The sequence below is a fragment of the Cupriavidus sp. GW822-FHT03E04 genome, assembly GCF_058801495.1.
In genome coordinates this window covers 403,891-429,824 of sequence record NZ_JBXANI010000002.1, presented here as the reverse complement: position 1 = coordinate 429,824, position 25,934 = coordinate 403,891, and the positions used below count along the sequence as shown (strand labels likewise).

General features: G+C 67.4%; 21 protein-coding genes. 8 read left to right on the top strand and 13 right to left on the bottom strand.

All coding sequences use genetic code 11. The features are described from left to right. Window positions 1-173: 173 nt before the first annotated feature. From AC1RQC_RS04010 to AC1RQC_RS03975, 8 genes are all read right to left on the bottom strand, one after another. Window positions 174-1,160 carry an L-threonylcarbamoyladenylate synthase gene (locus AC1RQC_RS04010; RefSeq protein WP_492882489.1) on the bottom strand — a complete coding sequence of 329 codons (987 nt, stop codon included), beginning with the start codon at window positions 1,158-1,160 and terminating at the stop codon, window positions 174-176. Window positions 1,161-1,257: 97 nt separating this feature from the next. Continuing rightward, window positions 1,258-2,502 (bottom strand): 5-(carboxyamino)imidazole ribonucleotide synthase, encoded by a 1,245-nt coding sequence (locus tag AC1RQC_RS04005; RefSeq protein ID WP_150992697.1) that lies wholly within the window; start codon window positions 2,500-2,502, stop codon window positions 1,258-1,260. Window positions 2,503-2,561: 59 nt separating this feature from the next. Next, a complete protein-coding gene (gene purE, locus AC1RQC_RS04000) occupies window positions 2,562-3,059 on the bottom strand; it encodes a 5-(carboxyamino)imidazole ribonucleotide mutase (RefSeq protein ID WP_006158083.1) in 498 nt (165 codons plus the stop codon). 284 nt (window positions 3,060-3,343) lie between these two features. Next, complete coding sequence (locus tag AC1RQC_RS03995; RefSeq protein WP_043343946.1) at window positions 3,344-4,252, bottom strand: phosphoribosylaminoimidazolesuccinocarboxamide synthase; 909 nt, start codon at window positions 4,250-4,252, stop codon at window positions 3,344-3,346. Window positions 4,253-4,439: 187 nt separating this feature from the next. Further along, complete coding sequence (gene fba, locus AC1RQC_RS03990) at window positions 4,440-5,504, bottom strand: class II fructose-bisphosphate aldolase (RefSeq protein WP_150992695.1); 1,065 nt, start codon at window positions 5,502-5,504, stop codon at window positions 4,440-4,442. 170 nt (window positions 5,505-5,674) lie between these two features. Beyond that, window positions 5,675-7,111 carry a pyruvate kinase gene (pyk, locus tag AC1RQC_RS03985; protein ID WP_150992693.1) on the bottom strand — a complete coding sequence of 479 codons (1,437 nt, stop codon included), beginning with the start codon at window positions 7,109-7,111 and terminating at the stop codon, window positions 5,675-5,677. 13 nt (window positions 7,112-7,124) lie between these two features. Beyond that, window positions 7,125-8,021, bottom strand: a complete 897-nt coding sequence (locus tag AC1RQC_RS03980; protein ID WP_492376613.1) for a DUF4349 domain-containing protein — start codon at window positions 8,019-8,021, stop codon at window positions 7,125-7,127. Between the two features lie 32 nt (window positions 8,022-8,053). Further along, window positions 8,054-9,262: a phosphoglycerate kinase gene (locus tag AC1RQC_RS03975; protein WP_492882488.1), complete on the bottom strand. Its 1,209-nt coding sequence runs from the start codon at window positions 9,260-9,262 to the stop codon at window positions 8,054-8,056. 361 nt (window positions 9,263-9,623) lie between these two features. On the opposite strand from AC1RQC_RS03975, the gene AC1RQC_RS03970 reads away from it, so the two are divergent. Continuing rightward, window positions 9,624-10,760: a helix-turn-helix transcriptional regulator gene (locus tag AC1RQC_RS03970; protein WP_492376615.1), complete on the top strand. Its 1,137-nt coding sequence runs from the start codon at window positions 9,624-9,626 to the stop codon at window positions 10,758-10,760. A gap of 61 nt (window positions 10,761-10,821) precedes the next feature. On the opposite strand, the gene AC1RQC_RS03965 is transcribed toward AC1RQC_RS03970, so the two are convergent. The 4 genes from AC1RQC_RS03965 to AC1RQC_RS03950 all read right to left on the bottom strand — a co-directional run bounded on the left by AC1RQC_RS03965 (window position 10,822) and on the right by AC1RQC_RS03950 (window position 17,168). Further along, window positions 10,822-11,145 (bottom strand): AzlD domain-containing protein, encoded by a 324-nt coding sequence (locus tag AC1RQC_RS03965; protein ID WP_043343936.1) that lies wholly within the window; start codon window positions 11,143-11,145, stop codon window positions 10,822-10,824. Further along, window positions 11,142-11,984 carry an AzlC family ABC transporter permease gene (locus AC1RQC_RS03960; protein ID WP_492376616.1) on the bottom strand — a complete coding sequence of 281 codons (843 nt, stop codon included), beginning with the start codon at window positions 11,982-11,984 and terminating at the stop codon, window positions 11,142-11,144. Before AC1RQC_RS03960 ends, AC1RQC_RS03965 begins: the two co-directional genes overlap by 4 nt. 1,014 nt (window positions 11,985-12,998) lie before the next feature. Next, entirely contained in the window at window positions 12,999-14,036 is a 1,038-nt protein-coding gene (locus tag AC1RQC_RS03955; RefSeq protein WP_492814227.1) for a Bug family tripartite tricarboxylate transporter substrate binding protein, read from the bottom strand. 204 nt (window positions 14,037-14,240) lie between these two features. Next, window positions 14,241-17,168 (bottom strand): DEAD/DEAH box helicase, encoded by a 2,928-nt coding sequence (locus AC1RQC_RS03950; RefSeq protein ID WP_492882496.1) that lies wholly within the window; start codon window positions 17,166-17,168, stop codon window positions 14,241-14,243. A 1,098-nt stretch (window positions 17,169-18,266) separates the two neighbouring features. Here AC1RQC_RS03950 and AC1RQC_RS03945 point away from each other — a divergent pair. From AC1RQC_RS03945 to AC1RQC_RS03920, 6 genes are all read left to right on the top strand, one after another. Then, on the top strand, window positions 18,267-19,187 hold the full coding sequence (locus AC1RQC_RS03945) for a branched-chain amino acid transaminase (protein WP_492882487.1): 921 nt from the start codon (window positions 18,267-18,269) through the stop codon (window positions 19,185-19,187). Between the two features lie 120 nt (window positions 19,188-19,307). After that, window positions 19,308-19,502: a zinc-finger domain-containing protein gene (locus AC1RQC_RS03940; RefSeq protein WP_006158072.1), complete on the top strand. Its 195-nt coding sequence runs from the start codon at window positions 19,308-19,310 to the stop codon at window positions 19,500-19,502. A gap of 121 nt (window positions 19,503-19,623) precedes the next feature. After that, window positions 19,624-20,646, top strand: a complete 1,023-nt coding sequence (waaF, locus tag AC1RQC_RS03935; RefSeq protein WP_183034520.1) for a lipopolysaccharide heptosyltransferase II — start codon at window positions 19,624-19,626, stop codon at window positions 20,644-20,646. Window positions 20,647-20,703: 57 nt separating this feature from the next. Then, window positions 20,704-21,144, top strand: coding sequence for a YybH family protein (locus AC1RQC_RS03930; protein ID WP_150991864.1), 441 nt, complete (start codon window positions 20,704-20,706; stop codon window positions 21,142-21,144). Between the two features lie 72 nt (window positions 21,145-21,216). Then, window positions 21,217-22,284 carry a YheT family hydrolase gene (locus AC1RQC_RS03925; RefSeq protein ID WP_492373801.1) on the top strand — a complete coding sequence of 356 codons (1,068 nt, stop codon included), beginning with the start codon at window positions 21,217-21,219 and terminating at the stop codon, window positions 22,282-22,284. Between the two features lie 127 nt (window positions 22,285-22,411). Beyond that, window positions 22,412-23,005 (top strand): DUF2946 family protein, encoded by a 594-nt coding sequence (locus AC1RQC_RS03920; protein WP_492814224.1) that lies wholly within the window; start codon window positions 22,412-22,414, stop codon window positions 23,003-23,005. A 35-nt stretch (window positions 23,006-23,040) separates the two neighbouring features. Here the strand turns inward: AC1RQC_RS03920 and AC1RQC_RS03915 are convergent, their stop codons facing one another. After that, on the bottom strand, window positions 23,041-24,753 hold the full coding sequence (locus AC1RQC_RS03915; protein WP_492882495.1) for a M48 family metallopeptidase: 1,713 nt from the start codon (window positions 24,751-24,753) through the stop codon (window positions 23,041-23,043). Window positions 24,754-24,943: 190 nt separating this feature from the next. On the opposite strand from AC1RQC_RS03915, the gene moaC reads away from it, so the two are divergent. Next, the gene (gene moaC, locus AC1RQC_RS03910) at window positions 24,944-25,426 is read left to right on the top strand and encodes a cyclic pyranopterin monophosphate synthase MoaC (protein ID WP_492882486.1); all 483 of its coding nucleotides are present in this window, start codon (window positions 24,944-24,946) and stop codon (window positions 25,424-25,426) included. Window positions 25,427-25,934 lie beyond the last annotated feature (508 nt).

Sequence of the window (25,934 nt, the reverse complement as noted above, 5' to 3'; positions counted from 1 at the left end):
GCGCCTTCTTTGCCTACTTTCTTGGCAAGACAAGAAAGTAGGTCGCCGCCCCGCAGGGGTGGTGAAACTGCAGTTGCAGTTGCAGTTGCAGTTGCAGTTGCAGTTGCAGTTGCAGTTGCAGTTGCAGTTGCAGTTGCAGTTGCAGTTACTACCAACAACCAACAACACCCCCCTCACTCCCCAAACGCCGCCGCAGCCCTCTGCAACCGATCCCGAACCCCATCCCACTCATGCCCAGCCGGCAAGGCCTCAAACACCAGCCGCGCAAACCCCTCCCCATCCAGCCTACGCAACAAGCTATAAAGCGCCCGCGCATAACCCTCGGCATCGGCACGCGCCTCTACCCACACACACCGCGGATCGGCAGCCGCCTGAACACCAACCCACGCCACCAGCGCGTCGGCGGGCAAATCGACCAGTTGCGCAGGCAGATCCGCGGCAGAGCACAAACCCAACGGCGTATGCGGCGCGTAGTGCGCCTTCAGCGTACCTGACGCGCGCGGCGCGGCAGCATCCGGCGGCAACGGCGTGACGCCCAGCACCTTCGCCATCATGGCCGGCGTGATGGCGCCCGGGCGCAGCAGCACCGGGCCAATGCCCTGCTCCAGCCGCGACAGGTCCACGATGGTCGATTCGATGCCCACCTCAACGTCGTCGCCTTCCAGCACGAAGACCGCATCGCCAAACTCGTCGCGCACGTGCTGCGCCGTGGTCGGGCTAACCTGCCCAAACTTGTTCGCGGACGGCGCGGCAATGCCGCCACGGCCACGCTTGAAGCGGCCCAGCAGCGCCTGCGCAACCGGATGCGACGGGCAACGCAGGCCAATGCTGTCCTGGCCGCCGGCAACCGCCGCCGGGATATGCGCCGCGCGCTTGAGGATCAGCGTAAGCGGGCCGGGCCAGAAGGCGTCGATCAGGTCTTGCGCGGCCGGCGGCACATCGTCCACCCAGTAGCTGATGTCGCCGCCATCCACCACGTGCACGATGATCGGGTGATTGGACGGGCGCCCCTTGGCCGCGTAGATACGGGCGATGGCCTCGGGGTTTTCCGCGTCGGCGCCCAGGCCGTAGACCGTCTCGGTCGGGAAGGCGACCAGCTCGCCGGCCTCCAGCAGTTGGACCGCTTGGTCAAGTTCGGCGGACGTGGGCATGCGCGACATCGGGGATCTCTGAGGTGGCGTTACTACGAAGTTTCGAAACTACGGAGCTGCGAAAGCAGGAAAACGGAAAAGCCCGGCGCATGCGCCGGGCATGCCATCAAGGCGCGATGTGCAGCGCCGTCAGGGCCGCATCGAAGGCGCGCTCGGCGTCGGCCGCCGCGCCGCCCACGCAATTCACATGGCCCATCTTGCGCGAGGGGCGCGCATCGCTCTTGCCATACAAGTGCAGCTTGGCGCCGGGCTGGGCCACGACTTCGTCCCAGGCCGGCGTGCGTTCCAGGCCGAATTCGAACCACACATCGCCCAGCAGGTTGAGCATCTTGCCGGCCGAATGCTGGCGCGTGCTGCCCAGCGGCAGGCGCGCCATGGCGCGCACCTGCTGCTCGAACTGGCTGGTCTCGCAGGCGTCCATGGTGATGTGGCCGGAGTTGTGCGGGCGCGGCGCCATTTCGTTGGCGACCAGCGAGCCATCTGTCAGCACGAAGAACTCGATGCACAGCACGCCCACATAGCCCATCTCGGTGGTGATGGTGGCGGCCGCGGCGCGGGCACGCGCGGCGATCTCGTCGGAGACGCTGGTGGACGGCATCACGGTGGAGAACAGGATGCCGTCGCGGTGCACGTTCTCGGCCAGCGGCCAAGTGGCGGTGGTGCCGTCGGCAGCGCGCGCGGCCAGTACCGAAACCTCGTAGGCCAGCGGCAACATCTTTTCCAGCACACACGGCACGTGCTGCATGGCGCGCCACGCTGCACGCACGTCTTCGCGGGTCCTGACACGGGCCTGGCCCTTGCCGTCATACCCCATGCGCGCGGTCTTGAGGATGCCGGGCAGCAGGTCCTCGGGCACCTGGTCGACGTCCGCGTCGTGCTGGATCACCCAGTGCGGCGCGGTGGGCACGCCGGTGCGCTCGGCGCAGGAAGCGAAGAATTTCTTCTCGCCGATGCGGTTCTGCGCGATCGACACGCAATAGCCGCGCGGCGCGACGAAGGCGCCGAGTTGCTCCAGCCGGTCGAGCGAGAGCGAGGGCACGTTCTCGAACTCGGTGGTCACCGCCGGGCACAGCTTGGCCATCTCGGCCAGCGCGGCTTCATCCGTATAGGCCGCGCAGATGTGCTTCTCGGCGATGGTGCCGGCCGGGCTGTCCTGGTCCGGATCGAGCACGCAAACCTTGTAGCCCATCGACTGCGCGGCATGGGTGAACATGCGGCCGAGCTGGCCGCCGCCCAGCATGCCTAGCCAGGCGCCGGGCAGCACCGGCGCGCTGGGATTGTCGATGCCGAACTCGGCACGCGACTCCGGCGTGTGGGCTTCGACCAGGTGGGGATGGATATCGGTTGGCATTGCGCGTCTTTCCGGATTCGGGGGCTTGGGGCTAGTCGGTGTGCGTGCGAATGTGCGTATTACACCGGCAGCGTCATGGCGCGGGCAGCTTCAGTCTGCTTGGCGCGGAACGCTTCGAGCGCGGCGGCCAGCGCGTCGTCGGTGGTGGCGAGCGTGGCAATGGCGTGCAGCGCGGCATTGGCGGCGCCCGCTTCGCCGATGGCGAAGGTGGCAACCGGCACGCCCTTGGGCATCTGCACGATCGACAGCAGCGAGTCCTCGCCACGCAGGTAGCGCGACGGCACCGGCACGCCGAACACCGGCACGATGGTCTTGGCGGCGATCATGCCGGGCAGGTGCGCGGCACCGCCGGCACCGGCGATGATGGCGCGCAGGCCGCGCTCGCGCGCGGTGGCGGCGTACTCGAACATGTCGTCGGCCATGCGGTGGGCAGAAACCACGCGTGCCTCGAAGGCCACGCCGAAATCCTTCAGCATGGCGACCGCGTTCTGCATCACGTCCCAGTCGGAACTGCTGCCCATCACAACGCCGACCAGCGGCTTGGCTGTATTGCTCACGTTAAGTCCTTAAAAATCTGTCTGGCGCGTGGGGATCGCGCCAACCTTCGTCCTGCGTTGGTTCGCCCCCCTCTCCCGCTTGCGGGAGAGGGGGGGGAGAGGGCGGGCGCTCGATGCGCCTGCGAGCCGTCAAAAACCATTGGCTCTGCTTCAGGTGGCGCCTAGCTAAGCCACCCCTCTCCCCGGCCCTCTCCCCCTGAGGGGAGAGGGAGTAAACGCCATTGGGCATTTCAAGCAGCATTGGCGCACCGGCCGGCTTCGGCCAGCGCCAGCGCCGCTCACCATTACTGCAGTTCCTCGCCGGTCAGGCGCGTCAGCGCCTCGCGGTACTTGGCTGCGGTCTTCTCGATCACGTCGGCGGGCAATGCAGGCGCCGGGGCGGTCTTGGGCCAGGGCTTGCCGTCGATGCGCACGGCTTCCAGCCAGTCGCGCACGAACTGCTTGTCGAAGGACGGCGGGTTGGTGCCGACTTCGTACGAATCCGCGGGCCAGAAGCGCGAGGAGTCGGCGGTCAGCACTTCGTCCATCAGCGTCAGCGTGCCGTTCTCGTCCAGGCCGAACTCGAACTTGGTGTCGGCGATGATGATGCCGCGGGTGGCGGCGTAGTCGGCTGCTTCCTTGTACAGGCGGATCGAGATGTCGCGCATCTGGCGGGCCAGGTCGGCGCCGATGCGCTCTTCCGTTTCAGCGAAGGAGATGTTCTCGTCGTGCTCGCCCATCTCGGCCTTGGCGGCCGGGGTGAAGATCGGCTCGGGCAGCTTCTGCGCGTTCTGCAGGCCGGCGGGCAGTTCGATGCCGCACACGCTGCCAGTGGCCTGGTAGTCCTTCCAGCCGCTGCCGGCCAGGTAGCCGCGCACCACGGCTTCCACCAGGATCGGCTTGAGGCGCTTGACCACCACGGCGCGGCCTTGCACCTGCTCGACTTCGGCCGGGCTCACCACGGTCTCGGCGGCAATGCCGGTCTCGTGGTTCGGCACGATGTGAGCCAGCTTCTTGAACCAGAAGTTGGCCATCTGGTTGAGCACGCGGCCCTTGGCCGGGATCGGCTCGCCCAGGATGACGTCGAAGGCCGACAGGCGGTCGGTGGTGACGATCAGCAGCTTGTCGTCGCCGACGGCGTAGTTGTCGCGGACCTTGCCGTGGCCGAGCAGCGGCAGCGAAGTGATGGAGGACTGGTAGAGAGCGTTCGACATGGTGTTTCGGTGGTTCGGTGGTTCCGATGGAAGGCACTAACAGAATGATTCTGGCGCCGGGCCAGAACAACTGCTTCGCTTCATTTTGTTAGCGCTTTTCAGCGCCCCGGCGCCGGAGCCTGAAAAGCGTCGTCCCCGCGCCTGCCCCGTTTGACGGGATCGGGGCGGGGACGGCACGCGGTCCTGCTTACTGCACGACCTGGGCGAGTTCGCCCGACTTGTACTTCTGCGCGATGGCGTCGAGCGAGACCGGCTTGATCTTGGCGGCCTGGCCTTCGCAGCCAAAGGCGACATAGCGTGCCTTGCAAACCAGCTTGGCGGCTTCGCGGGCCGGCTTCAGGTATTCGCGCGGGTCGAACTTGCTCGGGTTCTCGGCAAAGAAGCGGCGGATCGCACCGGTCATGGCAAGGCGGATATCGGTGTCGATATTGATCTTGCGCACGCCGTACTTGATGGCTTCCTGGATTTCCTCGACCGGCACGCCGTAGGTTTCCTTCATGTCGCCGCCGAACTGGCGGATTTCCGCGAGCAGTTCCTGCGGGACCGACGACGAGCCGTGCATCACCAGGTGGGTGTTGGGGATGCGGGCGTGGATTTCCTTGATGCGGTTGATCGCCAGGATATCGCCAGTGGGCTTGCGGGTGAACTTGTAAGCGCCGTGCGAGGTACCGATGGCGATCGCCAGCGCGTCCAGCTGGGTGGCCTTGACGAAGTCGGCGGCTTGCTCAGGGTCAGTCAGCAGCATGGAATGGTCCAGCTTGCCTTCGGCGCCGATGCCGTCTTCCTCGCCGGCTTCGCCGGTCTCGAGCGAGCCCAGGCAGCCAAGCTCGCCTTCCACGGTCACGCCGATGGCGTGCGAGAGCTGCACCACCTTGCGGGTCACTTCGATGTTGTACTCGTAGTCGGACGGGGTCTTGCCGTCTTCACGCAGCGAGCCGTCCATCATCACCGAGGAGAAGCCCAGGTCGATCGCGGCCTGGCAGATCGCCGGCGACTGGCCGTGATCCTGGTGCATCACCACCGGGATATGCGGATAGGCTTCCACTGCGGCTTCGATCAGGTGGCGCAGGAAGTGCTCGCCGGCGTACTTGCGCGCGCCTGCGGAGGCTTGCATGATCACCGGCGCATTGACTTCGTCGGCGGCCTGCATGATGGCCTGAACCTGTTCCAGGTTGTTCACGTTGAAGGCGGGCAGCGCGTAGCCGTTTTCGGCGGCGTGGTCGAGCAGCTGGCGCATCGATACGAGTGGCATGTCAAACTCCTAAAGAAAGAATGGGGTGTCTCGTTTAATGATTTAATGATCTGGTCGAGCTGGTCGATCTGGTCGTTCTTTGCTGTTCGCGCAAGACACCGTCTCAACGCGATTTATCCTGGGTGATCCTGTGCGCTCAGGCGCCGGCTGTCTGTCCGGCGCGGCACATATCAGGCGCCAACCCGGACAATCTTCAGCGTATTCGTGCCACCCGGCTGGCCCATCGGCTCGCCAATGGTCAGCACGATAAAGTCGCCGCGCTGCACAACGCCGCGCGAGAGCAGCAGTTCCTCGGCCTGTTCCAGCGCGGTGTCGCGGTCGGCGCTGGCTTCCAGCGGCAGCGGCACCACATTGCGATAGAGCTGCATCTTGCGCTGCGAGGCCAGGTTGGGCGTCATCGCGTAGATCGGCACATGGATGCGATGCCGGCTCATCCACAGCGCGGTGGCGCCGGAATCGGTCAGCGCGGCAATGGCCTTTACCTGCAAATGATAGGCGGTGAACAGTGCGCCCATGGCGATCGACTGGTCGATGCGGCCAAAGGTCTGGTTGAGGAAATCGGTGTCGAGCTGGACCACCTCGGACTTCTCCGCCTCGACGCAGACCGCGGCCATGGCTTCCACGGTTTCCACCGGATAGCGGCCGGCGGCGGTCTCGGCCGACAGCATCACGGCATCGGTGCCGTCCAGCACGGCGTTGGCCACGTCCGACACCTCGGCGCGCGTGGGCACCGGGTTGACGATCATGCTCTCCATCATCTGGGTGGCGGTGATGGTCAGCTTGTTGGCCTCGCGCGCCAGCCGGATCATGCGCTTTTGCAGCGCGGGCACGGCCGCGTTGCCCACTTCCACGGCCAGGTCGCCGCGGGCCACCATGATGCCGTCGGAGGCCTGCAGGATCTCTTCCAGCACGCCCGGGCGGATCGCCTCGGCGCGCTCGATCTTGGCGATCATGCGGGCCTTGTGCTGGTGCGGCTGACCGGCCACCGCGGCAAGCTGGCGCGCCATTTCCATATCGGTGGCGTTCTTGGGAAAGCTCACCGCGACATAGTCCGCGCCCAGCGCCATGGCGGTCTTGATGTCTTCCATGTCCTTGGCGGTCAGCGCCGGCGCCGACAGGCCGCCGCCCTGGCGGTTGATGCCCTTGTTGTTGGACAGCTCGCCGCCGATCCGGACCGTGGTGAAAATCTCGTGACCTAGCACGCGGTCCACCACCAGCACGATCAGGCCATCGTTGAGCAGCAGCAGGTCGCCCGGGCCCACGTCGCGCGGCAGGTCCTCGTAATCGAGGCCGGCGCGTTCCTGGTTGCCCAGGGTGCAGGTAGCGTCGAGGATGAAGGGCTCACCCACGTTCAGCGTGATCTTGCCGTGCTCGAACTTGCCGACGCGGATCTTCGGCCCTTGCAGGTCAGCCATGATGGCGACTTCCCTGCCGCAGGCCTTGGCGGCCTCGCGCACCAGGCGGGCGCGCTCGATATGGTCCGCGGCTACGCCGTGGGAGAAATTCAGGCGCACCACGTCGACCCCTGCCGCGATCATGCGCGTGAGCATTTCCAGCGTGCTGGAAGCGGGGCCGATGGTAGCGACGATCTTGGTGGAACGGGTCATGAACTGATTTTCCTTATCGAGGGCCAGCGCCGTCCGGCGACGCCGGCACGGCTTGCTTCCTGCGCGCCACGCGGCGCCGGCGCCAGGCCAGCGCAAACCACAGCAGCGGCACACCAACCAGCAGCCACGGCAGCGCGCCGGCGGCCACGCGGATCAGCATGGCCAGGCTGCCGAGGAACAACTCGGCGATATCGTTAAAAGCGTCGCGCAGCGGCGACACCTTTCGTTGGCTGACAAAGCTCTCGCGCGCAACGAAATCGATACGGACTTCGTTGCGATCTGTTTGCGCCGCCAGCATCTTGCGCAGGCCGTGGATGGTATCCAGCTCGCCCTGCACGCGCGCCAGTTCGCGCTCCAGCTCGATCACGTCGCGCAGCGGGCCGCGCGCATTCTGCAGCATGGCACGCAGGCGGTCGCGCAGCTCGGTGGTGTTCTTGATGCGGGCCTCGGCATCGATCACCTGGTCTGTCTTGTCTTCGCTCGACACGGCGTTGGATACCACCGTGCCGCCTTGCTCCGCCGCTTTCAGCAGATCCGGCAAGGCCTTGGGCGCGATGCGCGCGCGCAGCTCGCCGCGCGGCGGCGCACCATCGCGGCTGCGGGTGAAGGCCGCCTCCAGCAACTCGCAGCCGAGCGCCTGGCAGCGTTGCACCACGCTCTTCCAGCCAGTCTCCAGCGCGTCGGCGGAATTCTCCACCGTCAGCGCGTACTTCAGCGCCAGGTAGCGGCGCTCCGCCTCCTGCTGCTCGCTCTGGCCGCCTCGCGCCAACTCGCCGGCGGCCATCCCGCCGGCCGCGGCGGCGGCCAGGGGACGCCCCTCTGGCGCGCCGCCGCCCGGGCGGCCGCACGCGCTCAGGGCCAGAAGCGAGGCGGCCAGCAGCAACGCCGCCAGTCCACGCTTGCTGGCCATGCCAGTGCCAAACCCTCGCAAACCCGCCACCCTCAGCCCGCGGCGCGCTGTTCCAGCACCTCGAACGCGGGCAGCTTCTTGCCTTCCAGGAATTCCAGGAAGGCGCCGCCGCCGGTGGAGATGTAGCCCACCTGGTCAGCGATGCTGTATTTGGCGATGGCCGCCAGCGTGTCGCCCCCGCCGGCGATCGAGAACGCCTTGGACTCGGCGATGGCTTGGGCCAGCACCTTGGTGCCATTGCTGAACTGGTCGAACTCGAACACGCCGACCGGGCCGTTCCACACGATGGTGCCGGCCAGCTTGAGCTGGTCCGCCAGCATCTGCGCGGTCTTGGGGCCGATGTCGAGGATCATGTCGTCGTCGGCCACGTCCTTCGCGTCCTTGACGGTGGCAACAGCGGTGGCGCTGAACTCCTTGGCGCACACCACGTCCACGGGGATGGGCACCGAGGCGCCGCGCGCGGCCATGAGATCGATGATGGTGCGCGCATCGGCCACCAAGTCAGCCTCGGCCAGCGACTTGCCGATCTTCAGGCCGGCAGCCAGCATGAAGGTATTGGCGATGCCGCCGCCGACGATCAGGTTGTCGACCTTGCCGGCCAGCGTCTTGAGGATGGTCAGCTTGGTGGACACCTTGGAGCCGGCGACGATTGCCACCAGCGGACGCGCCGGCTGGCCCAGGGCCTTGCCCAGCGCATCGATCTCGGCAGCCAGCAGCGGGCCGGCGCAGGCGATGGGGGCGTATTTGGCGATGCCGTGGGTGGTGGCTTCGGCGCGGTGCGCGGTGCCGAAGGCATCGTTCACGTAGACGTCGCACAGCTTGGCCATCTTCTGGGCCAGTTCGTCGCTGTTCTTCTTTTCGCCCTTGTTGACGCGGCAGTTTTCCAGCAGCACCACTTCGCCGGGCTTGACCGTGCTCACTTCGCCGTTGCCGTCGACCCAGTTCTGCACCAGCTTGACCGGCTTGCCGAGCAACTCGGCCAGGCGCGTGGCCACAGGCGCCAGCGAATCCTCGGGCTTGAACTCGCCTTCGGTCGGGCGGCCCAGATGCGACGTCACCATCACGGCGGCGCCTGCCTGCAGGCAGGCTTCGATAGCGGGCACGGAGGCGCGGATGCGGGTATCTTCGGTGATTTGGCCGGCGTCATCCTGCGGCACGTTCAGGTCGGCGCGGATAAAAACCCGCTTGCCGGCAATTTTGCCTTGGGAGATGAGATCGGAAAGACGCAGGACAGAGGTCATGGCGGTGGCTGGAGAGCGAAAATCGGGGAAAATCGGCATTTTACCTGATCGCAAGGGCCATTTTGCGGGATTGCGCCCCGGATGCATCCGCCAGTGGGTGCCCCGTTCGCCACATGCGGCGAGTAGCGTGCCGCATCCTTGCAACGCACCCCCTGAATGAGGGGTGCGACAATTGCACTGCGTCTCGTACGCTGATGCCAAAGCGCGCAATGTATGCACAAGTCGGCACAAGATAAGCACGCAAAAACATAGCCAGAGGCCCGCCTCAGACGGGACCCAAGGCACTGGCGCCGGACGCGCTTACGGTAAGCGGCGTCGGCGCCACGCGGCTAGCGCCGTTGTCGCGAAGGCAGGGGTAACCATGAACGAAGACATGCACGGGGCAATCCGTGGCTTGTACGAAGGGATTCTTGACGCGCAGGCCTGGCAGCGAAGCCTGCACACCTTGAGCAACATCGTAGGCAGCGCGCACGCATCGATGATCGTGCGCGACACCGATCGCGACCTGATGACGGTCAACGAGGTCGTGCGCCCAGTGCAGGAGCTGTTCAGCGCCTACGAGAAGGAGTTCCACACGCTGGATCCGGGCAAGCTGTTTGCCCACAACCTCTCCCCCGGCGAGTGGTACATCGACGCGCGCGATTTCGGCGAAGGCGCGATGCAGCGCAGCCCCTTCTATCGGGAGTTCTTCCACCGCTTCGACCTATGCTCCTACGCAGCCTGCCTGGTCGAGCGAAAGCCCCACTACGAGGTGTATTTCGCGCTGCAGCGCTCGTTCTCGCAAGGCAATTTCACGCCAGCGGATGTCAGCGCGCTGGACTGGGCGCTGCCTCACATGCGCAGCGCCATGGCCATGCGCGACCGCACCATCGGGCTGTCGACGCTGGCGCAACTGTCAGGGCAGATCCTGGAGCGCCTGTCGTTCGGCGTGATCGCCTTCTCGCCCGAGCGGCGCGTGCTGCTGAGCAATGGCATCGGCGAGCGCTGGGTGCGGCGGCTGGCCCCCGCCGGCAAGACTGGCGAGTGGCAGTTGTCGCGCTCGCTGGCCGACATGGTGACGGCCGCCTGCGCGCCGCGCAGCACGGTACCGGCGCAGGCGGCAATCGCCCGCCATGGCAACGGCGCCTGCGCGCAGCTGATCGTGCTGCCGCTGCCGCCCTCCCACATCTTTGCGCTGCCTTGGCAGCAACCCGCCGCGCTGGTGGTGATCCATGAAGACGCGCAGGCACCGGCGGAACTGCCGCAACTGCTGCGCGAAGTCTATGGACTGACGCCCGCCGAGACCCGCCTGGCGAGCCTGCTGGCCACCGGCATGGGCCTGCCCGAAGCCAGCGAGCGCCTGCACGTGCGCCACGAAACCGCGCGCAGCCAGCTCAAGGCGGTATTCCTCAAGACCGGCGCCAGCACGCAGGCCCGCCTGACGCGGCTGCTGACCCAGCTGGGCACGGCGCTCGGCCCCGCGCCGCAAGGGCCGAGCGACGCCAGCGACGCGGCCTAGCGGATCGCGCCTTCTCGCGCCTTCTCGCGCCTTCGGGGCCCGGCGTTCGCCCGGCCCCGGCTCAGCCGAGCAGCCGCATGGCGGTATAGACCGCCATGCCCGCCACGATCATGCCCACCATGCGCCGCGTCACCAGGTAGAACACCAGCGCCACCGCGCCGGCCACCAGCTTGTAGTTGCTGGGAGCCAGCGTGAAATGCCCCTGCCAGGTCATCAGGTCGGGCAGGATGATGGCCGCCAGCGCCGCCGCCGGCGCGTAGCGCAGCGCGCGCTGGATGCGGTCTGGCACCGTCACGCGCTCGCCCGCCATCAGGAACAGCGCACGCGTGACGATGGTCACCAGCGCCATGCCGACCAGCGCGATCCAGATCTCGAGATGGCTCATGCCCGGTCCTCTGCCGCCGCAGCCGCTGACTGGGCCGCTGACCGGGCCGCCGCCTGCGCGGGCGCATGCTCGGCCTTGCGGCGGCGGATGCCCCGCAAGGTCGCGCGCGCCGCCAGTTCGTCGCTGGCCATGCCGGCCGCGATCGCCCCCACCACCGCCGCCACCAGGCCAAGCCGGTAAGGCAGGTCGAAGCACAGCAGCGCCAGCGCGGAAGCCACGGCCACCGCCAGCAGCGTCGAGCGCGAGCGGATGGTCGTGACCATCACGGGAATCAGCGCCAGCGTGCCTGCCAGCCCCAGGCCCCAGCTGTCCGGGAACGCGCTGGCCAGCACGATGCCGATGATCGACGAGACCTGCCACATGGCGAAATTGGTCAGCGCCATGCCCCAGAAGTACCCTTCCTTGCCCGGCTCATGGCCTGGCGTGGCATAGCGCTGCATGAAGTAGACGAAATGCAGGTCGCCGTTGAACGACCCCAGCAGCGTGCGGCGCCACAGCGGCAGGTAGCTGAAATGCGGCTGCAGCCCCGCACTGAAGATCACGAAGCGCAGGTTGACGATGGCGGCGGTCAGCCACACTGTCCACAACGGCAGGCCCGCCGCGAACAGCGGCAGCACGGACAACTGGGCCGAGCCCGCATAGACCAGCAACGACATGCCGATCGCCTCGGGCACGTTCATCACCGACTTGCTCATGGCCACGCCCGTCACCAGTCCCCAGGAGAACACGGCAGGCAGGGAAGGCGCGAAATAACGCGCCCCCTCGATAAAGCCAGCCCGCTCGGCCGGGGCAAAACGATGCCAGGGACGCAGCAGGGCCTGGGGCGGTCGGAAGGTCATAGCTGAAGGATTGGGGGGATGGCAGCCGCCGGGGGCGGGGCTAGCCCTTGGGCTTAGGGGGAATTGGGCATTATAGGGGGAGTGGGAGGGGGTGGTAAGTGGTTGCTTAATTTGCGGGGTTGGTCGCTTTTTTTTTGAGCGGCGTTGGTTTTTGGACCCAAAAGCCATACGACATCCCCCTGCGGGGGCTGCCGGTCACTCTTCTTTGCGTCGGCAAAGAAGACTAACGAGAAGAAAGCCGACCCTGCCGGGCGCAGAGCAATCGCGGGGGCGCGGGGCGCTGGTTTCGTCGTATGGCCAGTGGTTCTGCTGGTATCTGCCGTTACCGGCTCACAGATCACCGCAATGGCATGACCCATGGGTTTCGTCGTGGGGCCCCTGACCTCGGGCGCGGCGCCCATTCCCGCATCTGCCGTTCGCGGTGCGAAGTGCTGCGCCGTTTCGGGTGTGACTGGTTTCGTGGTTTTGTCTCGGAGGACGAGCGTCGTGGGGGTGAGCGCGGCCCTCGCGGGCGGGCCACGGTGCCCACCACGAAACCAGGGGGGTTGATAGCAAAGTGCCGCTCGCGCCGGTACGGCAGGGCATCAAATGGCCGGGCGGCCACCGTCAGAGACAAAACCACGAAACCACCGAGGCAGGCAGGATCGTGGCGCTACGCACCGCGAACGGCAGATGCCCGAACGCGCACCGAGCAAAGCGATCAGGGGCACCACCACGTGACCATTGGGTCATGCAATTACGATGTCCATCAAGCCGGTATGGCAAAGGCCAGCCAACACTCCGGGCCGTACGACGCAACCACAGCCCCACATAAGCCCGATTGCTCTGCCCCCGGCAGGGTCGGCTTTCTTCTCGTTAGTCTTCTTTGCCGACGCAAAGAAGAGTGACCGGCAGCCCCCGCAGGGGGATGTCGTATGGCTTTTGGGCCCAAAAACCAACGCCGTATCAGATCAAAGCCAAATCAAACAGCAAGATCCAACGGTTCTGCCCTTGCCCCCAACAACCAACGCCATATCAATCAATCGACGCCCCAACACTCCTAACCACCCCCGCCCACTTCTGCCGATCCGCCTTCACCGTAGTCCGAAACTGCTCAACCGTCTCGATCCGCGGCGAATTCCCCGCCTCGATCAGCTTCTGCCGGATCGCCGGCGTTTCCAGCGCGACCTTGACCGCATCGTTGATCTTCTTGCTGATCTTGGGATCCAGCCCCTTGGGGCCGAAGAAGCCAAACCAGATGGTGCTGTTGAAGCCGGGCAACCCGCTCTCGGCGATCGTCGGCACTTCGGGAATCACCGCCACACGGTTCTTGGTGGTCACGCCAAGCAGCCGCACCTTACCGGCGCGATATTGCGGCAACACGCTCTGCACCTGATTAAAAATGCAGCAGACCTCGCCCTTGAGCACGGCTTGCAGCGCATCGGGGCCACCCTTGTATGGCACATGGACCATATCCAGGCCGGCGCGCGCGTTGAATTCGGCGAAGGCCAGGTGCGTGCCGGTGCCGTTGCCGGTCGACGCGTAGTTGTACTTGCCGGGATTGGCCTTGACCTTCTCGATAAACTCCTTGACCGACTTCACGTCGATCACGGCGGGGTTCACGGTCAGCACGTTGGAGACTTCCACCAGCGGCGCGACGGGCGTGAAATCGGCTTCGGCGTCGAACGGCAGGCTCTTGTACAGGGCGGGGTTGATGCCGTGGGTGGCGGCGGTGCCGAGCAGCAGCGTGTAGCCGTCGGGCTTGGCATGGGCCACCACTTCGGAGGCGACATTGCCACCGGCGCCGGGGCGGTAGTCATAGATGATGGTGGCCTTGAGCGACTTCTGCAGCGATTCCTGCAGCGTGCGTCCCACCATGTCCACGCCGGAACCGGCGGTAAAGCCCATCAGGATGGTGATCGGCTGGGTCGGCCAGGCCGGGTCCTGCGCGCGGGCCGGAGCGGCCACCGTGCCTAGCGCGGCCAGCAGGCCAAGGCCGGCGGCCAGGCGGGAAGCACGGAACGAACGGGACTGGAAAGCGGACGAGATGCGGCGGGTAGCAGTGCGGAACATGGGGGTACCGTCGAAAAAAGGAATGCGGGTCGGGGCTGCCGGCCGGGGTCTGGCGCCCCGGGCCAAAACAGCAAGATACCAACGATCCGCCGCATTACCAACGATGGAGTTCGCTTGAAGGTATGCCATGTTGGTATAAGCAGACATGGACCGGGGTCCCGCCGCCGCCCACAAAGGTGAAAGGCGAAAGCGCCCCTTGCACCCCTAGCTGCGCAACAGCCCCACCAGTTCGTCGATGTCCGGCAGCGCCGCCGCCGTGCCGATGAAGCCGGCCCCGCCGTCCTCGCCCGCCTCCAGGATGCCATCGGCCAGCGCGCGCTTGCCGTGATGCAGCGTGAGGATACGTTCCTCGATGGTGCCCGCGCTGATCAGCCGGTAGACGGTCACCGGGCGCTGCTGCCCGATGCGGTGGGCGCGGCCCATGGCCTGGTCCTCTGCCGCCGGGTTCCACCAGGGGTCGGCGATGATCACGTAGTCGGCTGCCGTCAGGTTGAGGCCGAAGCCGCCGGCCTTCAGGCTGATCAGGAAGACATCGCCCTCGCCGGCCTGGAACGCCGCCACGCGCCGCGTGCGCTCGGCCGCCGGCGTGGCGCCGTCGAGGTACTGCCAGGCCAGGCCGGCCTCGTCCAGCCCCCCGCGCAGCAGTTGCAGGAAGTCGACGAACTGGCTGAAGACCAGCGTCTTGTGCCCGTTGGCGGCCAGCTCGCCGGCCAGTTGCACGAAGGCGCGCACCTTGGCGCCCGCCTGCCCGAGTTCCAGTTGCAGCTCGGGCGTGACCAGGCGCGCGTCGCAGGCGGCGCGCCGCATCCGCATGAGTTGCGCCAGCACATGGATGCGCGCCTCGGCGGCGGGCTGGCCGGTGGCGGTCTTGCGGGCCTTCGGGCCTTTGACCACGGCCTCGGCTTCGGCGAGCGCCTGGCGGCGCAGCGCCTCATAGTGGGCCGCCTCGATCGGGTCCTGCTCGATGCGCAACACCAGCTCGGTGCGCGGCGGCAGTTCGTCCAGCACCTGGGCCTTGGTCCGGCGCAGCACGAACGGCGCGATCATGCGGCGCAGCCGCTGGGCCGCCTCGCGCACGCCATTACGCTCGATCGGCACGGCGAAGTGCTCGTTGAAGCGGGCCAGCGAGCCGAGCAGGCCGGGGTTGCAAAAGCGCATGATCGACCACAGCTCGGCCAGCCGGTTTTCCACCGGCGTGCCCGACAGCGCCATGCGGAAATCGGCCCGCAGCTCGAACACCGCTTGCGAGCGTTTGGTGGCGGCGTTCTTGAACGCCTGCGCTTCGTCGGCCACCACCGTGTGCCACTCGCGCTGGCAGAAGGCATCGCGCGCCTGCAGCAGCAGCGTGTACGAGACGATCACCACGTCATGCGGGCCGGCCTGTGCCAGCAAGGCCGCGCGCTCGCCCTCGGCATAGATGTGCACGCGCAGCGTCGGCGCGAAGCGCCTTGCCTCTGCGGCCCAGTTGCCGCACACGGAGGTCGGCGCGATCACCAGCGCGGCGCCGCCATCGGCGCGCCCCAGCATCACGGCGAGCGCCTGCAGCGTCTTGCCCAGCCCCATGTCATCGGCCAGACAGGCGCCGAAGCCGGCCTCGGCGAGCGACATGGCCCAGCGGTAGCCGTCTTCCTGGTAGGGCCGCAGTTGCGCGGCCAGGTTGGCCGGCAGCACGGCGTCACTGTTGCGCGCCCGGCGCAGCCACGCCACGCGCTGGCGGAAATGCTGGTCGGGGTCGATGCCGGCGCCGGCCAGCACATCGTCCAGCCAGGGCGCCGCCATCAGCGGCACCTTGATGCCGTCGGGCACGTTGTGCGCCACGCTGGCCAGGTCGCGCAGCCTGGCGCGCAGGCTGCGCGTAAGCGCCACATACACGCCCTGCCCCATCGGCATGAAGCGCCCGGCATGGCTGCCGGCCCAGGCCAGCAACTGGCCGAGCTGCAGCACCAGCCCCTCGGCCACGCCCAGTTCGCCGACCAGCTTGAACCATTCGCTCTCGGTTTCGATATGCACCGCCAGTTGCGGGATGTCGGCGCCCACCACGCGGATTTCCTTGCCCCGGGGCCATTCCACCGCCAGCACGGCGGGTAGCCCGGGCAACTGCTCGACCACCGACAACGCTTCCTCCGGGTCGGCCAGGGTCCAGTCGTATTCGCCACTTTCCGGCGAGCGCGGCACCAGGAAGGGCAGCGCGTCGAACACTGCAGCCACGCTCGCCAACTCGGCCTTGAGGTCGCGCACCGTGGCCAGGCTCTCCCCCTTGACCGCCGCCATCAGCCGCTCGCGCCCGCTACCCGGGGCCAGCCGTGGCCCGAGGGGGCCCAGCGGCGTCACCACCAGGCGCAGCGAAAGGCCTTCACCCAGCGGGGACAACTCGGCGCGCAGCCGGCTCTCGGTCTCGAGCTCGCGGGCGCTGCCGTCGTGGTCGGCGTGCACCTGAAAGTGACCGGACAGCGCGCGCAGCGTGGCGTCGAGCTGCGCATGGGCCTCGGCCGGCACCGCCAGCCCGTCGGCAATCAGTTGCGCCGCGCCCTGCTGCGCGGGCGTGAGGCGGATCACGCGCAGGCGCTGCGAGCCTTCGCGCAGCACGGTGATCTGGCGCAAGGCGTCGGCGTCCGCGCGGCTGCCGGCGGGCAGGAAGCTGTCCATCGCCGGGGCCTCGCGTACCGGGGGCGAGACCCGCAAGGTGTAGCGGCCGCCCTGGCGCACCACTTCCAGCGTGGGGGCGCCCTCCACCACTTCCAGCGTCTGCTCGGGCGCCTGCGCCAGCACCACGCCCGGATGCCCGACCAGCGCCAGCATGGCGGCGGCGCGATCGAGCACGTAGCGGCGGTGATAGGACTGGTCGCGGCGCACCGCCCGGGCGACACGGGAGTCCCACGGCTCCAGCCGGTCGTCTTCGGCAAGGCGGGCCAGCGGCACGGGACGCGGCTTGTTCCAGCCGCGCGGGCCGCGCTGCTGCTCCAGCGGCTCGATGGTGCCGACCGCGCCGTCGGCGTCGATGGTCAACGCCCACAACAGGCGGCTAGCGCTGGCGCCGTCGGGCGCGCGCGTCTCGCCCGCCAGGGCCTGCAACGCTTCGAGCGCGAGCCGCCAGCTTTCCTGGCGCTGGCCGGCAAAGAAAGTCTGCGGCACCGGTTCGCCCGCTTCCAGCGCCAGCGCGGCGTCCAGTTGCTGCGCGAACCAGTGCAGGCCGCAGCCTTGCAGGCGCGCACGCAGGGCCGCGACGGCCTCGGCGCGGGCGGCCGCCGGCTGGCGCCGTCCGCTGGCGTGCTTCACGTCGCCGAGCCAGGCGCGCAGCAGCACGCGCCAGAACTGCGCGAGCGGCGGCACCTCGGGGCGCAATTCAAACGCGGACTCGTCCAGCCGCGCATCCCCCTTGTGGACGGCCAGGACGTGGCACCACAGCCCCCAGCGCTCGGTCGGCACCGGGCTGCGCGTGCCCGCTTCCGCCTGGCAGAACTTGCGGGCTTGTTCGAGGTGGGCCGGCGTGCGCTGGGCCAGCAAGGACAGCGGGTAGCAAGGCGCCAGCGAGGGCGGCAACAAGCCGGTACGCTGGCGGCTTTCGGCCCGTAGCCGCTTGAGCGCGGCCTCGAAGCCCGCCTGGGCGGCTGGCCAGTCGCCTTCCTGCAAGTGGGCAAAAGCACGCAGGGCGTCGCCATCGCCGCCGCTGGCGTTGCCCGTCGTAGCTAGCAAGGCCAGGGCCGCCGGGCGCTCGCCGGCGTACAGCCGGCCCTCGGCCAGCGCGGTGCGAATGGGGACCGGCAGCGCCTGCGGATCATCGGCGTGGCGGGCCAGTCCGTAATCCAGGTAGGGCTGCAAGCGGGGATCCCAGTCGAAATAGAGACAGTCCAGGATCGCCAGCAAGATGCGCCAGCGCCAGGGTGGCACCACCCGGTCCAGCAACGCGGCGTCGCCGCTGGCCAGCGCCGCTTCCACCAGCATTTCGGCGCTCTCGGCTCCCTGCCCCCAAGGCGCCAGCATTTCGCCGATCGCCGCCTCCGGGGCGCCTGAGAACAGCATCTCGCGCAGCCGCCTGGCGTGCATGCGGCCTGGCGATTCACGATGGGAGGCGGAGGGTCGAGACGGCGGCGGCAGGGTCACGGGCGGCAGTGGCGGCATACACAATGTGACGATTTTAGACCCCGGCGGGCCCGCGCCCGCGTTGGCACAGGGGGTCCCGGGGTTTACAATGTCTCTTTTGCATGGCTGGCGGCGCGCAGGGAGTGAACCATGTCGATGGCGGATCGCGACGGAAAAATCTGGATGGACGGCAAGATGATCGAATGGCGCGATGCCAAGGTTCATGTGCTGACCCATACCCTGCATTACGGCATGGGCGTGTTTGAAGGCGTACGCGCCTACAAGACGCCGGCCGGCACCGCGATCTTCCGTCTCAAGGAGCACACCCGCCGCCTGTTCAACTCGGCCAAGATCTTCCAGATGCAAATGCCGTTCGACGCGGCCACGCTGGAGGCCGCGCAACGCGAGGTGGTCAAGGCCAACCAGCTCGAGTCCTGCTACATCCGCCCGCTGGTCTGGATCGGCTCGGAAAAAATAGGCGTCTCGGCCAGGGGCAACACCATCCACGTGGCGATTGCCGCGTGGCCGTGGGGCGCCTACCTGGGCGAGGAAGGCCTGGAGCGCGGCATCCGCGTCAAGACGTCTTCCTTCACCCGCCACCATGTCAATGTATCGCTGGTGCGGGCCAAGGCCAGCGGCTATTACATCAACTCGATCCTCGCCAACCAGGAAGCCACCAGCATGGGCTACGACGAAGCCCTGCTGCTGGATACCGAAGGCTACGTCAGCGAAGGCTCGGGCGAAAACGTGTTCGTGGTGCGCGACGGTGTGATCTATACGCCTGACCTGGCCTCGTGCCTGGACGGCATCACCCGCGACGCCATCCTCACCATCGCCCGCGACCTGGGCATCGAGGTGCGCGAGAAACGCATCACGCGCGACGAGGTGTACTGCTCGGACGAAGCCTTCTTTACCGGCACCGCGGCCGAGGTCACGCCGATCCGCGAGCTCGACGACCGCGTGATCGGCGAAGGCCGCCGCGGCCCGGTGACCAAGCGCGTGCAGGACGCCTTCTTCTCGGCGGTCGGCGGCACCAATGAACAATACAGGCACTGGCTGACCGTGGTCTGACGCCACCCCGGGACCCGAAAAGCCGCCAGGCAATCACGAACCGTTTAACCGTTTAACCAGTCATACTTCAGTCCATCCAACAGACTAAAGATTAAAAACGAAAGCCATCCCCGCAACACCATGACGCAAACCGCCTCCCTGATCGAAATCGGCGCGGAAGACCTTCCGCTGCACTGCCCCACCGGCAACACGCCGACCTGGAACTACCATCCGCGCGTCTTCCTCGACGTGACCGATACCGGCGAAGTGAAGTGCCCGTACTGCGGTACCGTCTACAAGCTCAAGCCGGGCACCGTGATCAAGGGTCACCACTGACACGGCCCACGCTTGACCGCACCACCCCGATGCTCCGGCCCGCCCTGCGGCGCGCTGGAGCGTCGGCGTGCGTGGCGCGCGCAGCTTGCGCCACGCCCACCCTTCCGGCAGCGCCCCATTCATGAAAAAAGCCCTCGTCATCGCCCCCAACTGGATCGGCGACGCCCTGATGGCGCAGCCGCTCTTCACCCTCATGAAAGCGCGCCATCCGCGCCTGCAGATCGACGCCCTCGCCCCTAAATGGGTGGCGCCGGTGCTGGCCCGCATGCCCGAGATCCACCAGGTCTTCCCCAGCGAGCTGGCGCACGGCAAGCTGCAGCTCTCGGCCCGCCTGATGTTCGCCCAGCAGCTCAAGAACGAAGGCTACGATGCAGCCTATGTGCTGCCGAATTCGCTCAAGTCCGCGCTGATCCCCTGGCTGGCCGCTATCCCGCTGCGCGTCGGCTATCGCGGCGAAGCCCGCTTCGGCCTGCTCAATATCCGCCACGGCAATCCGCCCCGCGACCAGCGCCCGCCCATGGTGGAGCACTACGCGCGGCTGGCGCTCAAGCCCGGCGCCCGCCTGCCGGAAAACCTGCCCGAGCCGCGCCTGCGGACCGATCCGGTGCGCATGGCCAAGACCGCCGAGCGATTCGGCATTGCGCCGCAGACGCGCCTGATCGCGTTCTGCCCGGGCGCGGAGTTCGGCCCGGCCAAGCGTTGGCCGGCCGCACATTTCGCCGAGCTGGCGCAGATGCTCAAGCGCTCGTTCCCGTATGCGCAAATGGTCACGCTGGGCTCGCCCAAGGACGCCGAGATCGCCGACGAGATCGTCAAGGCCGCGCCCTTCGTGCGCAACCTGTGCGGCCAGACCTCGCTGGACGATGCCGTCGACCTGCTAGCGATGTCGGAAGCCGCCGTGTGCAACGACTCCGGCCTGATGCACGTCACCGCGGCGCTGAACCGGCCACAGGTGGCGGTGTTCGGCTCCAGTGACCCGCGCCATACACCCCCGCTGTCGCAGGCTGCGAGTATCATGTGGCTGCAGCTCGAATGCAGTCCGTGCTTCAAGCGCGAGTGCCCGCTTGGCCACCTGCGCTGCCTGAAGGACATCGAGCCCGAAATGGTGTTTGTGGAGCTGCGCAAGCTCCTGCACCGGGCCTGAAGCGCTGACCCGCCGTTCGTGTTTATCCGGCCAACGAATCCCTGAGCCCAGTCCACCATGCCTCGTTTTGCCCGCCTGTTCGATTCCGCCGAAGACATCGTAGAAGCCTTTCGCGAGGCCATGAAGCTACGCGATGCCGACGGCGCGCTGCGCCTGTGGCTGGATGAGGACTCGGTTACCTGCGTGATGCCAGACGGCCAGCGCCTGATCGGCCATGAGCACCTGCGCCAGGCCTTTGCGCAGTTGCTGGACGTACAGCCAGTGCTGATCGACGTGATCGAGACCAGCAGCCATACCTCGATGGGCGTCGCCATCTTCGACGTGACCGAAGCCCTGCGCTTTGGCGACGACCGCGTCGAAGCCGACCTCTATGTGCACACCACCTATGTGCTGATGCAGAACCACGAGGGCTGGCGCCTGGCGCACATCCATTGCAGCCCGGCCAACGCCGCCCAGGTCGCGACCGTGAGCACGGCGCCAGGCCAGGCCCTCCACTAGGATTGGACGCGCGCGTGACGGGCCGGCCAGCCCGTCACGCCGCGCCGCTTGACCGCCTATCGCCTTGCAGGCATGAGCCAGCTTCCGCCTTCGCACCACCGGCCCGCGCCGGACGACCTCCGCGCCACCGACCCGTTCGGCGGCGGCCGCCGCATGCCCTGGTGGCTCGCCGGCGGCCACGCGCAAACTATCATTCCGGCGCGCTTCACGCAGCGCCCGCCGCGCGTGGCCTTCAAGCGCGAGCGCTGGACCGCCCCGGACGATGACTTCGTCGACCTGGACTGGACCACGCACCCGGTCACGCCCGATACCCCGCTGCTGGTGATGTTCCATGGCCTGGAGGGCGACTCCGGCAGCCACTACGCGCAGGCCATGATGCATGCGCTGGCGGCGCGCGGCTGGCAGGGCGTGATCCCGCACTTTCGTGGCTGCTCGGGCGAGCTGAACCTGGCGCCGCGCTTCTATCACTCGGGCGATGCCGAGGAACTCCACTGGATCCTGGAGCGGCTGCACCGGCAGTATTGCGGCCACGGGCGCAAGCTGCTGGTGGTGGGCATTTCGCTCGGCGGCAATGCCCTGCTGCGCTTGCTGGGCGAACAAGGCAGCGCCGCGGGGCATATCAGCGCGGCAGCATCGGTCTCGGCGCCACTGGACCTGGCCGGTGGCGGCGCGGCGCTGTCGCAAGGCTTCAACATGCTGTACACGCGCATGTTCCTGCAAACCCTGAAACGCAAGTCGCTGGCCAAGCTGAGCCAATATCCCCGGCTGTTCGACCGCGAGGCCATGCTCGCCAGCCGTGACCTGTACGCCTTCGACAATATCGTGACGGCGCCGCTGCATGGCTTTCGCGATACCGATGACTACTGGGCGCGCGCGTCCAGCAAGCCGGTGCTCGGCGAAATCAAAGTGCCCACGCTGGTGCTCAACGCGCGCAACGATCCCTTCCTGCCGGCGCGCCACCTGCCGGGTCCCGCTGATGTCAGCCCGCAGGTCTGGCTGGAGCAGCCCGAGCACGGTGGTCACGTCGGTTTCATGACACCGCGCGAAGATGGGCTGCGCGCGCTGCCGGTGCTGCCCTTTGCGGGGCATATCGAGTGGCTGCCAGCGCGCATCCTGCGGTTTTTCGACGCCGTGGCTTAGCGCTGTGGATTGGCGCCGAGGATTAGCGCCGTGGAATTGTTTCGGGCCGCACCCGCGGCTCAGCGTCACCAGAACGAATGCGAGCAGGATGCCCGGACACGGGGGGTCCCGCAAGGAGGCACCGAAAATGGATGAGACAGTCAAGCAAGCCATGGCCCGCTGGCCCAACGTCCCCAACTGCTACGGCTGGCTGGCGCTGGACCGGCGCGGGCAATGGCGCCTGCGCAACGAGTACGCCCAGCAACACGGCCTGTCCGGCGACCCGATCCGCCACGAGGCGCTGATCGCCTTTATCGAGCGCAACTACCAGCGCGACGAGCGCGGTGGCTGGTATTTCCAGAACGGCCCGCAGCGCGTGTTCGTGTCGCTGGCCTATGCGCCGTGGATCGTGCGGCTGCACCAGGGCAAGCTGCGCACCACCTCGCAGCGCGCCTTCACGCTGCACGGCTGCCATGCGGACGAGCACGGCAATGTAGTGCTGGTGGGCACGGTGGAGGGTGAAAGCGCTGGCGGCCCGCAAGCCGCGCTGCTGCACGACCACGACCTGGATGGCTTTAGCAGCGCCTGCACCTGGCACGGCGAGGCCTGCGGCGGCAATCTCGGCGTGTTTCATTTCAACGGCGCCGACGTGCAGATCGAGCCGATCGCCGAGGACGAAGTGCCGGCGCGCTACGCCTTTGTGCGCCAGCCGCAACCGCCTGCGGGAGAACAGGCGGCCTGAGCAGACGGCCTGAGCAGGCGGCCTGAGCCTGGGCGTCAGTTAGGCATGCCCTTGTTGTCCTGCTTTTCCTCGCGGTACTGGCGCTCCAGCTGGTGCAGCCGCGCATCGACTTCCGACAGCGTGTAGAAATCGCCGTCGCCCGCCTTGCGTGCGATCTGCAACTGCTCGATGGCGGCCTGGTAGGCACCATCCACGGCGTATTTCTCCGCCAGCGCCTGGTGCTGCTGCACGCGCCGGCCCTGCGCGGCATAGGCCCGCGCCAGCATGTCCCACCACTCGGAGCGGGCGATTTCCTCGCGCGTGCGCTCGCGCAGGAAGGTCACCGCCTGGTCCGTGCGGCCTGCGCCAAGCAAGGTCGCGGCATAGCTCAACGCCACCGCGTGCGACAACGGGAACGCTCTCATCGACGCCACCACCTGGTTCAGCGCGTCCTGCTGCCGGCCCTGGGCACGCGCCAGCTCGATCGCCATCACATCCAGCATGGGGCTGCCCGAGGTAGCGCCCGGGATCGTGCCGTACAAGCGGCGGGCTTCGGCCAGCGACTGCTCGGCCGCGGCATTGCGGCCCAGCCGCTGCTCGGCAAACGCGATGCCGTAGTGGAGCGCAGGCAGGCGCGCCGGCGAGGCCGACGCCAGTTGCGTCTGCAGCGCCGCGCGCGCGTTCTGCAGATCGCCAGGCGAGGTTTCCTGCAGGATGCGGGCGCGCATCCGCGCGAACTCATACTCCGGCGTGCTCGCCACGTGGCGCACCGCCACATGGCTCACGCGGTCCTGCATGTCGGCGATGCGCTCCGAGGTGAGCGGGTGGGTGCGCACGTACGACGGCACCGAGCTTTCCGAAATCCCCATCACGCGCTGCAGCCGCTTGAAGAAGTCGGGCATGCCCTGCGGGTCAAACCCGGCAGCGGTCATGATCTGGAAGCCAACCCGGTCGGCCTCGCGCTCGGCGCCGCGCGAGAAGGACAGCTGGTTGGACACCGCCGCCGCCTGCCCGCCCATGGCCAGCGCCGCGGCCGCGTCCCCGCTCTTGGTGGCGGCCAGCCCGGCCAGCACCATCGAGGCCAGCGCGATCCACATCGACTGGTCCTGCGTGGTGATGCCGCGCGCGATATGCCGCTGCATCACGTGGCCGATTTCGTGGCCCAGCACCGAGGCCAGCTCGGACTCGGTGTCGGACTGCACCAGCAGGCCGGTGTGCACGCCGATATACCCGCCGGGCAGCGCAAAGGCGTTGATGGTGCGGTCGCGCACCGCGAACAGCTCGAACCCCGTGGCAAAGGTGCCGGCGCCGGTGGAGCCGGAGATGTTCTGCCGGCGCGCCGCCTGCACCAGGCGATAGCCAAGCGCGTTCAGGTAATCGGCCAGCAGCGGATCGGACACGTAGTCCGGGTCGCGCCGGATGTCGCGCATGATGCGGTCGCCCAGGCGCCGCTCCATGTCGGGCGTGAGCGACGCGGTGGACGGATCGCCCAGGTCGGGCAGCTGCACGCCGGAGGTCTCCACCACGGTGTTGTTGCTGCGCAGGCCAAAATCGGACTTCTGCCCCGCCTTCACGCTACGGTTCAGGTTGTCATAGACTTGGTCGCTGCCGTCGCGGCTATCGCTCCCCGCTGCGGCGGCGGCCGCTGCGGTACGCGTGGGGTCGTTGAGCAACGGGCGCTGCTGGGGCCAGGCGGGCAGCGCGATGGTCAGCGCCACCAGCGCCGCCAGCGAGCGGCGGACAACGCCCACGGGCGTCCTGGAAGGCATGAGGCGCGCCTGGCGGGCAGGCGAGGAGAGCGCTCCGGCGAGCGTTTGATTCTTGCGCATGTTGCTATGATAGCGGCCTCCGGAAGCCATTCCCATCGGGCGTCGCCCGGTCTTGCCACGCCCTGCCCCGGCATGCGCGGCAAACGCATCCGTCACGCATTCATTGCCCCGCATCCGCCAGGTCCACGCCATGAGCCAGCTCACCCATTTCGATTCCGCCGGACAAGCCCATATGGTCGACGTCGGCGCCAAGGCGCACAGCCACCGCGTGGCCGTCGCCACCGGCACCATCACCATGCTGCCCGCCACCTTTGCGCTGGTGCGCGACGGCGCGGCCAAGAAGGGCGACGTGCTAGGCATTGCACGCGTGGCCGCCATCATGGCCACCAAGCGCACCTCCGACCTGATCCCGCTCTGCCACCCGATCTCGCTCACCAAGGTGGCGGTGGACTACGCCATGGACGAGGCCAGCGCCACCATCCGCTGCACCGTGCGCACCGAGACCCACGGCCAGACCGGCGTGGAAATGGAAGCGCTGACCGGCGTGCAGGTGGCGCTGCTGACCATCTACGACATGTGCAAGGCGGTGGACCGCGGCATGGTGATGGGGGACGTGAAGCTGCTGGAGAAGCATGGCGGGAAGTCGGGGGATTGGGTGGCGGAAAAGACCTAAGTATTTGATTTCGTTAGGTCATCTTCAGCCCACCCTTACTCCCCCTACTGCTTTCCACGCGGGCTCCCGATAGGTTCATTCCAGCCTTTCTGGGTGCGCTAACAGTCGTAAATTCTTCGGTTTGTCCAACGTTTGTCCAAGCGAGGCAAGCGATGGCATCAATAAAACGTAGGGGGAACACGTGGCAAGCCCGTGTTTCGCAGAAGGGATTCCCAGCGGGAGTCCGAACCTTTGACAGCAAAGCCGAGGCTGAGCGCTGAGCACGTGCCGTAGCGTCCGAGATGGACCGAGGTGTGCACGTTAGCCAACAGGAGGCCGAGAGGACCACCTTGGCGGAAGTCACTGGGCAATACATTGAGTAGGTCTCCCCGCTACCAAGGCCTTCCCCGCCTCGGCGAGAACCCGAGTTCTCAGTACCCTTGAGGAACAGGCATTGCTCGAAGCGGCCCAGCCAGTAGGTCGGCATAATCCTTGGCTATCCCCAGCTATCACGCTCGCAGTGGAAACC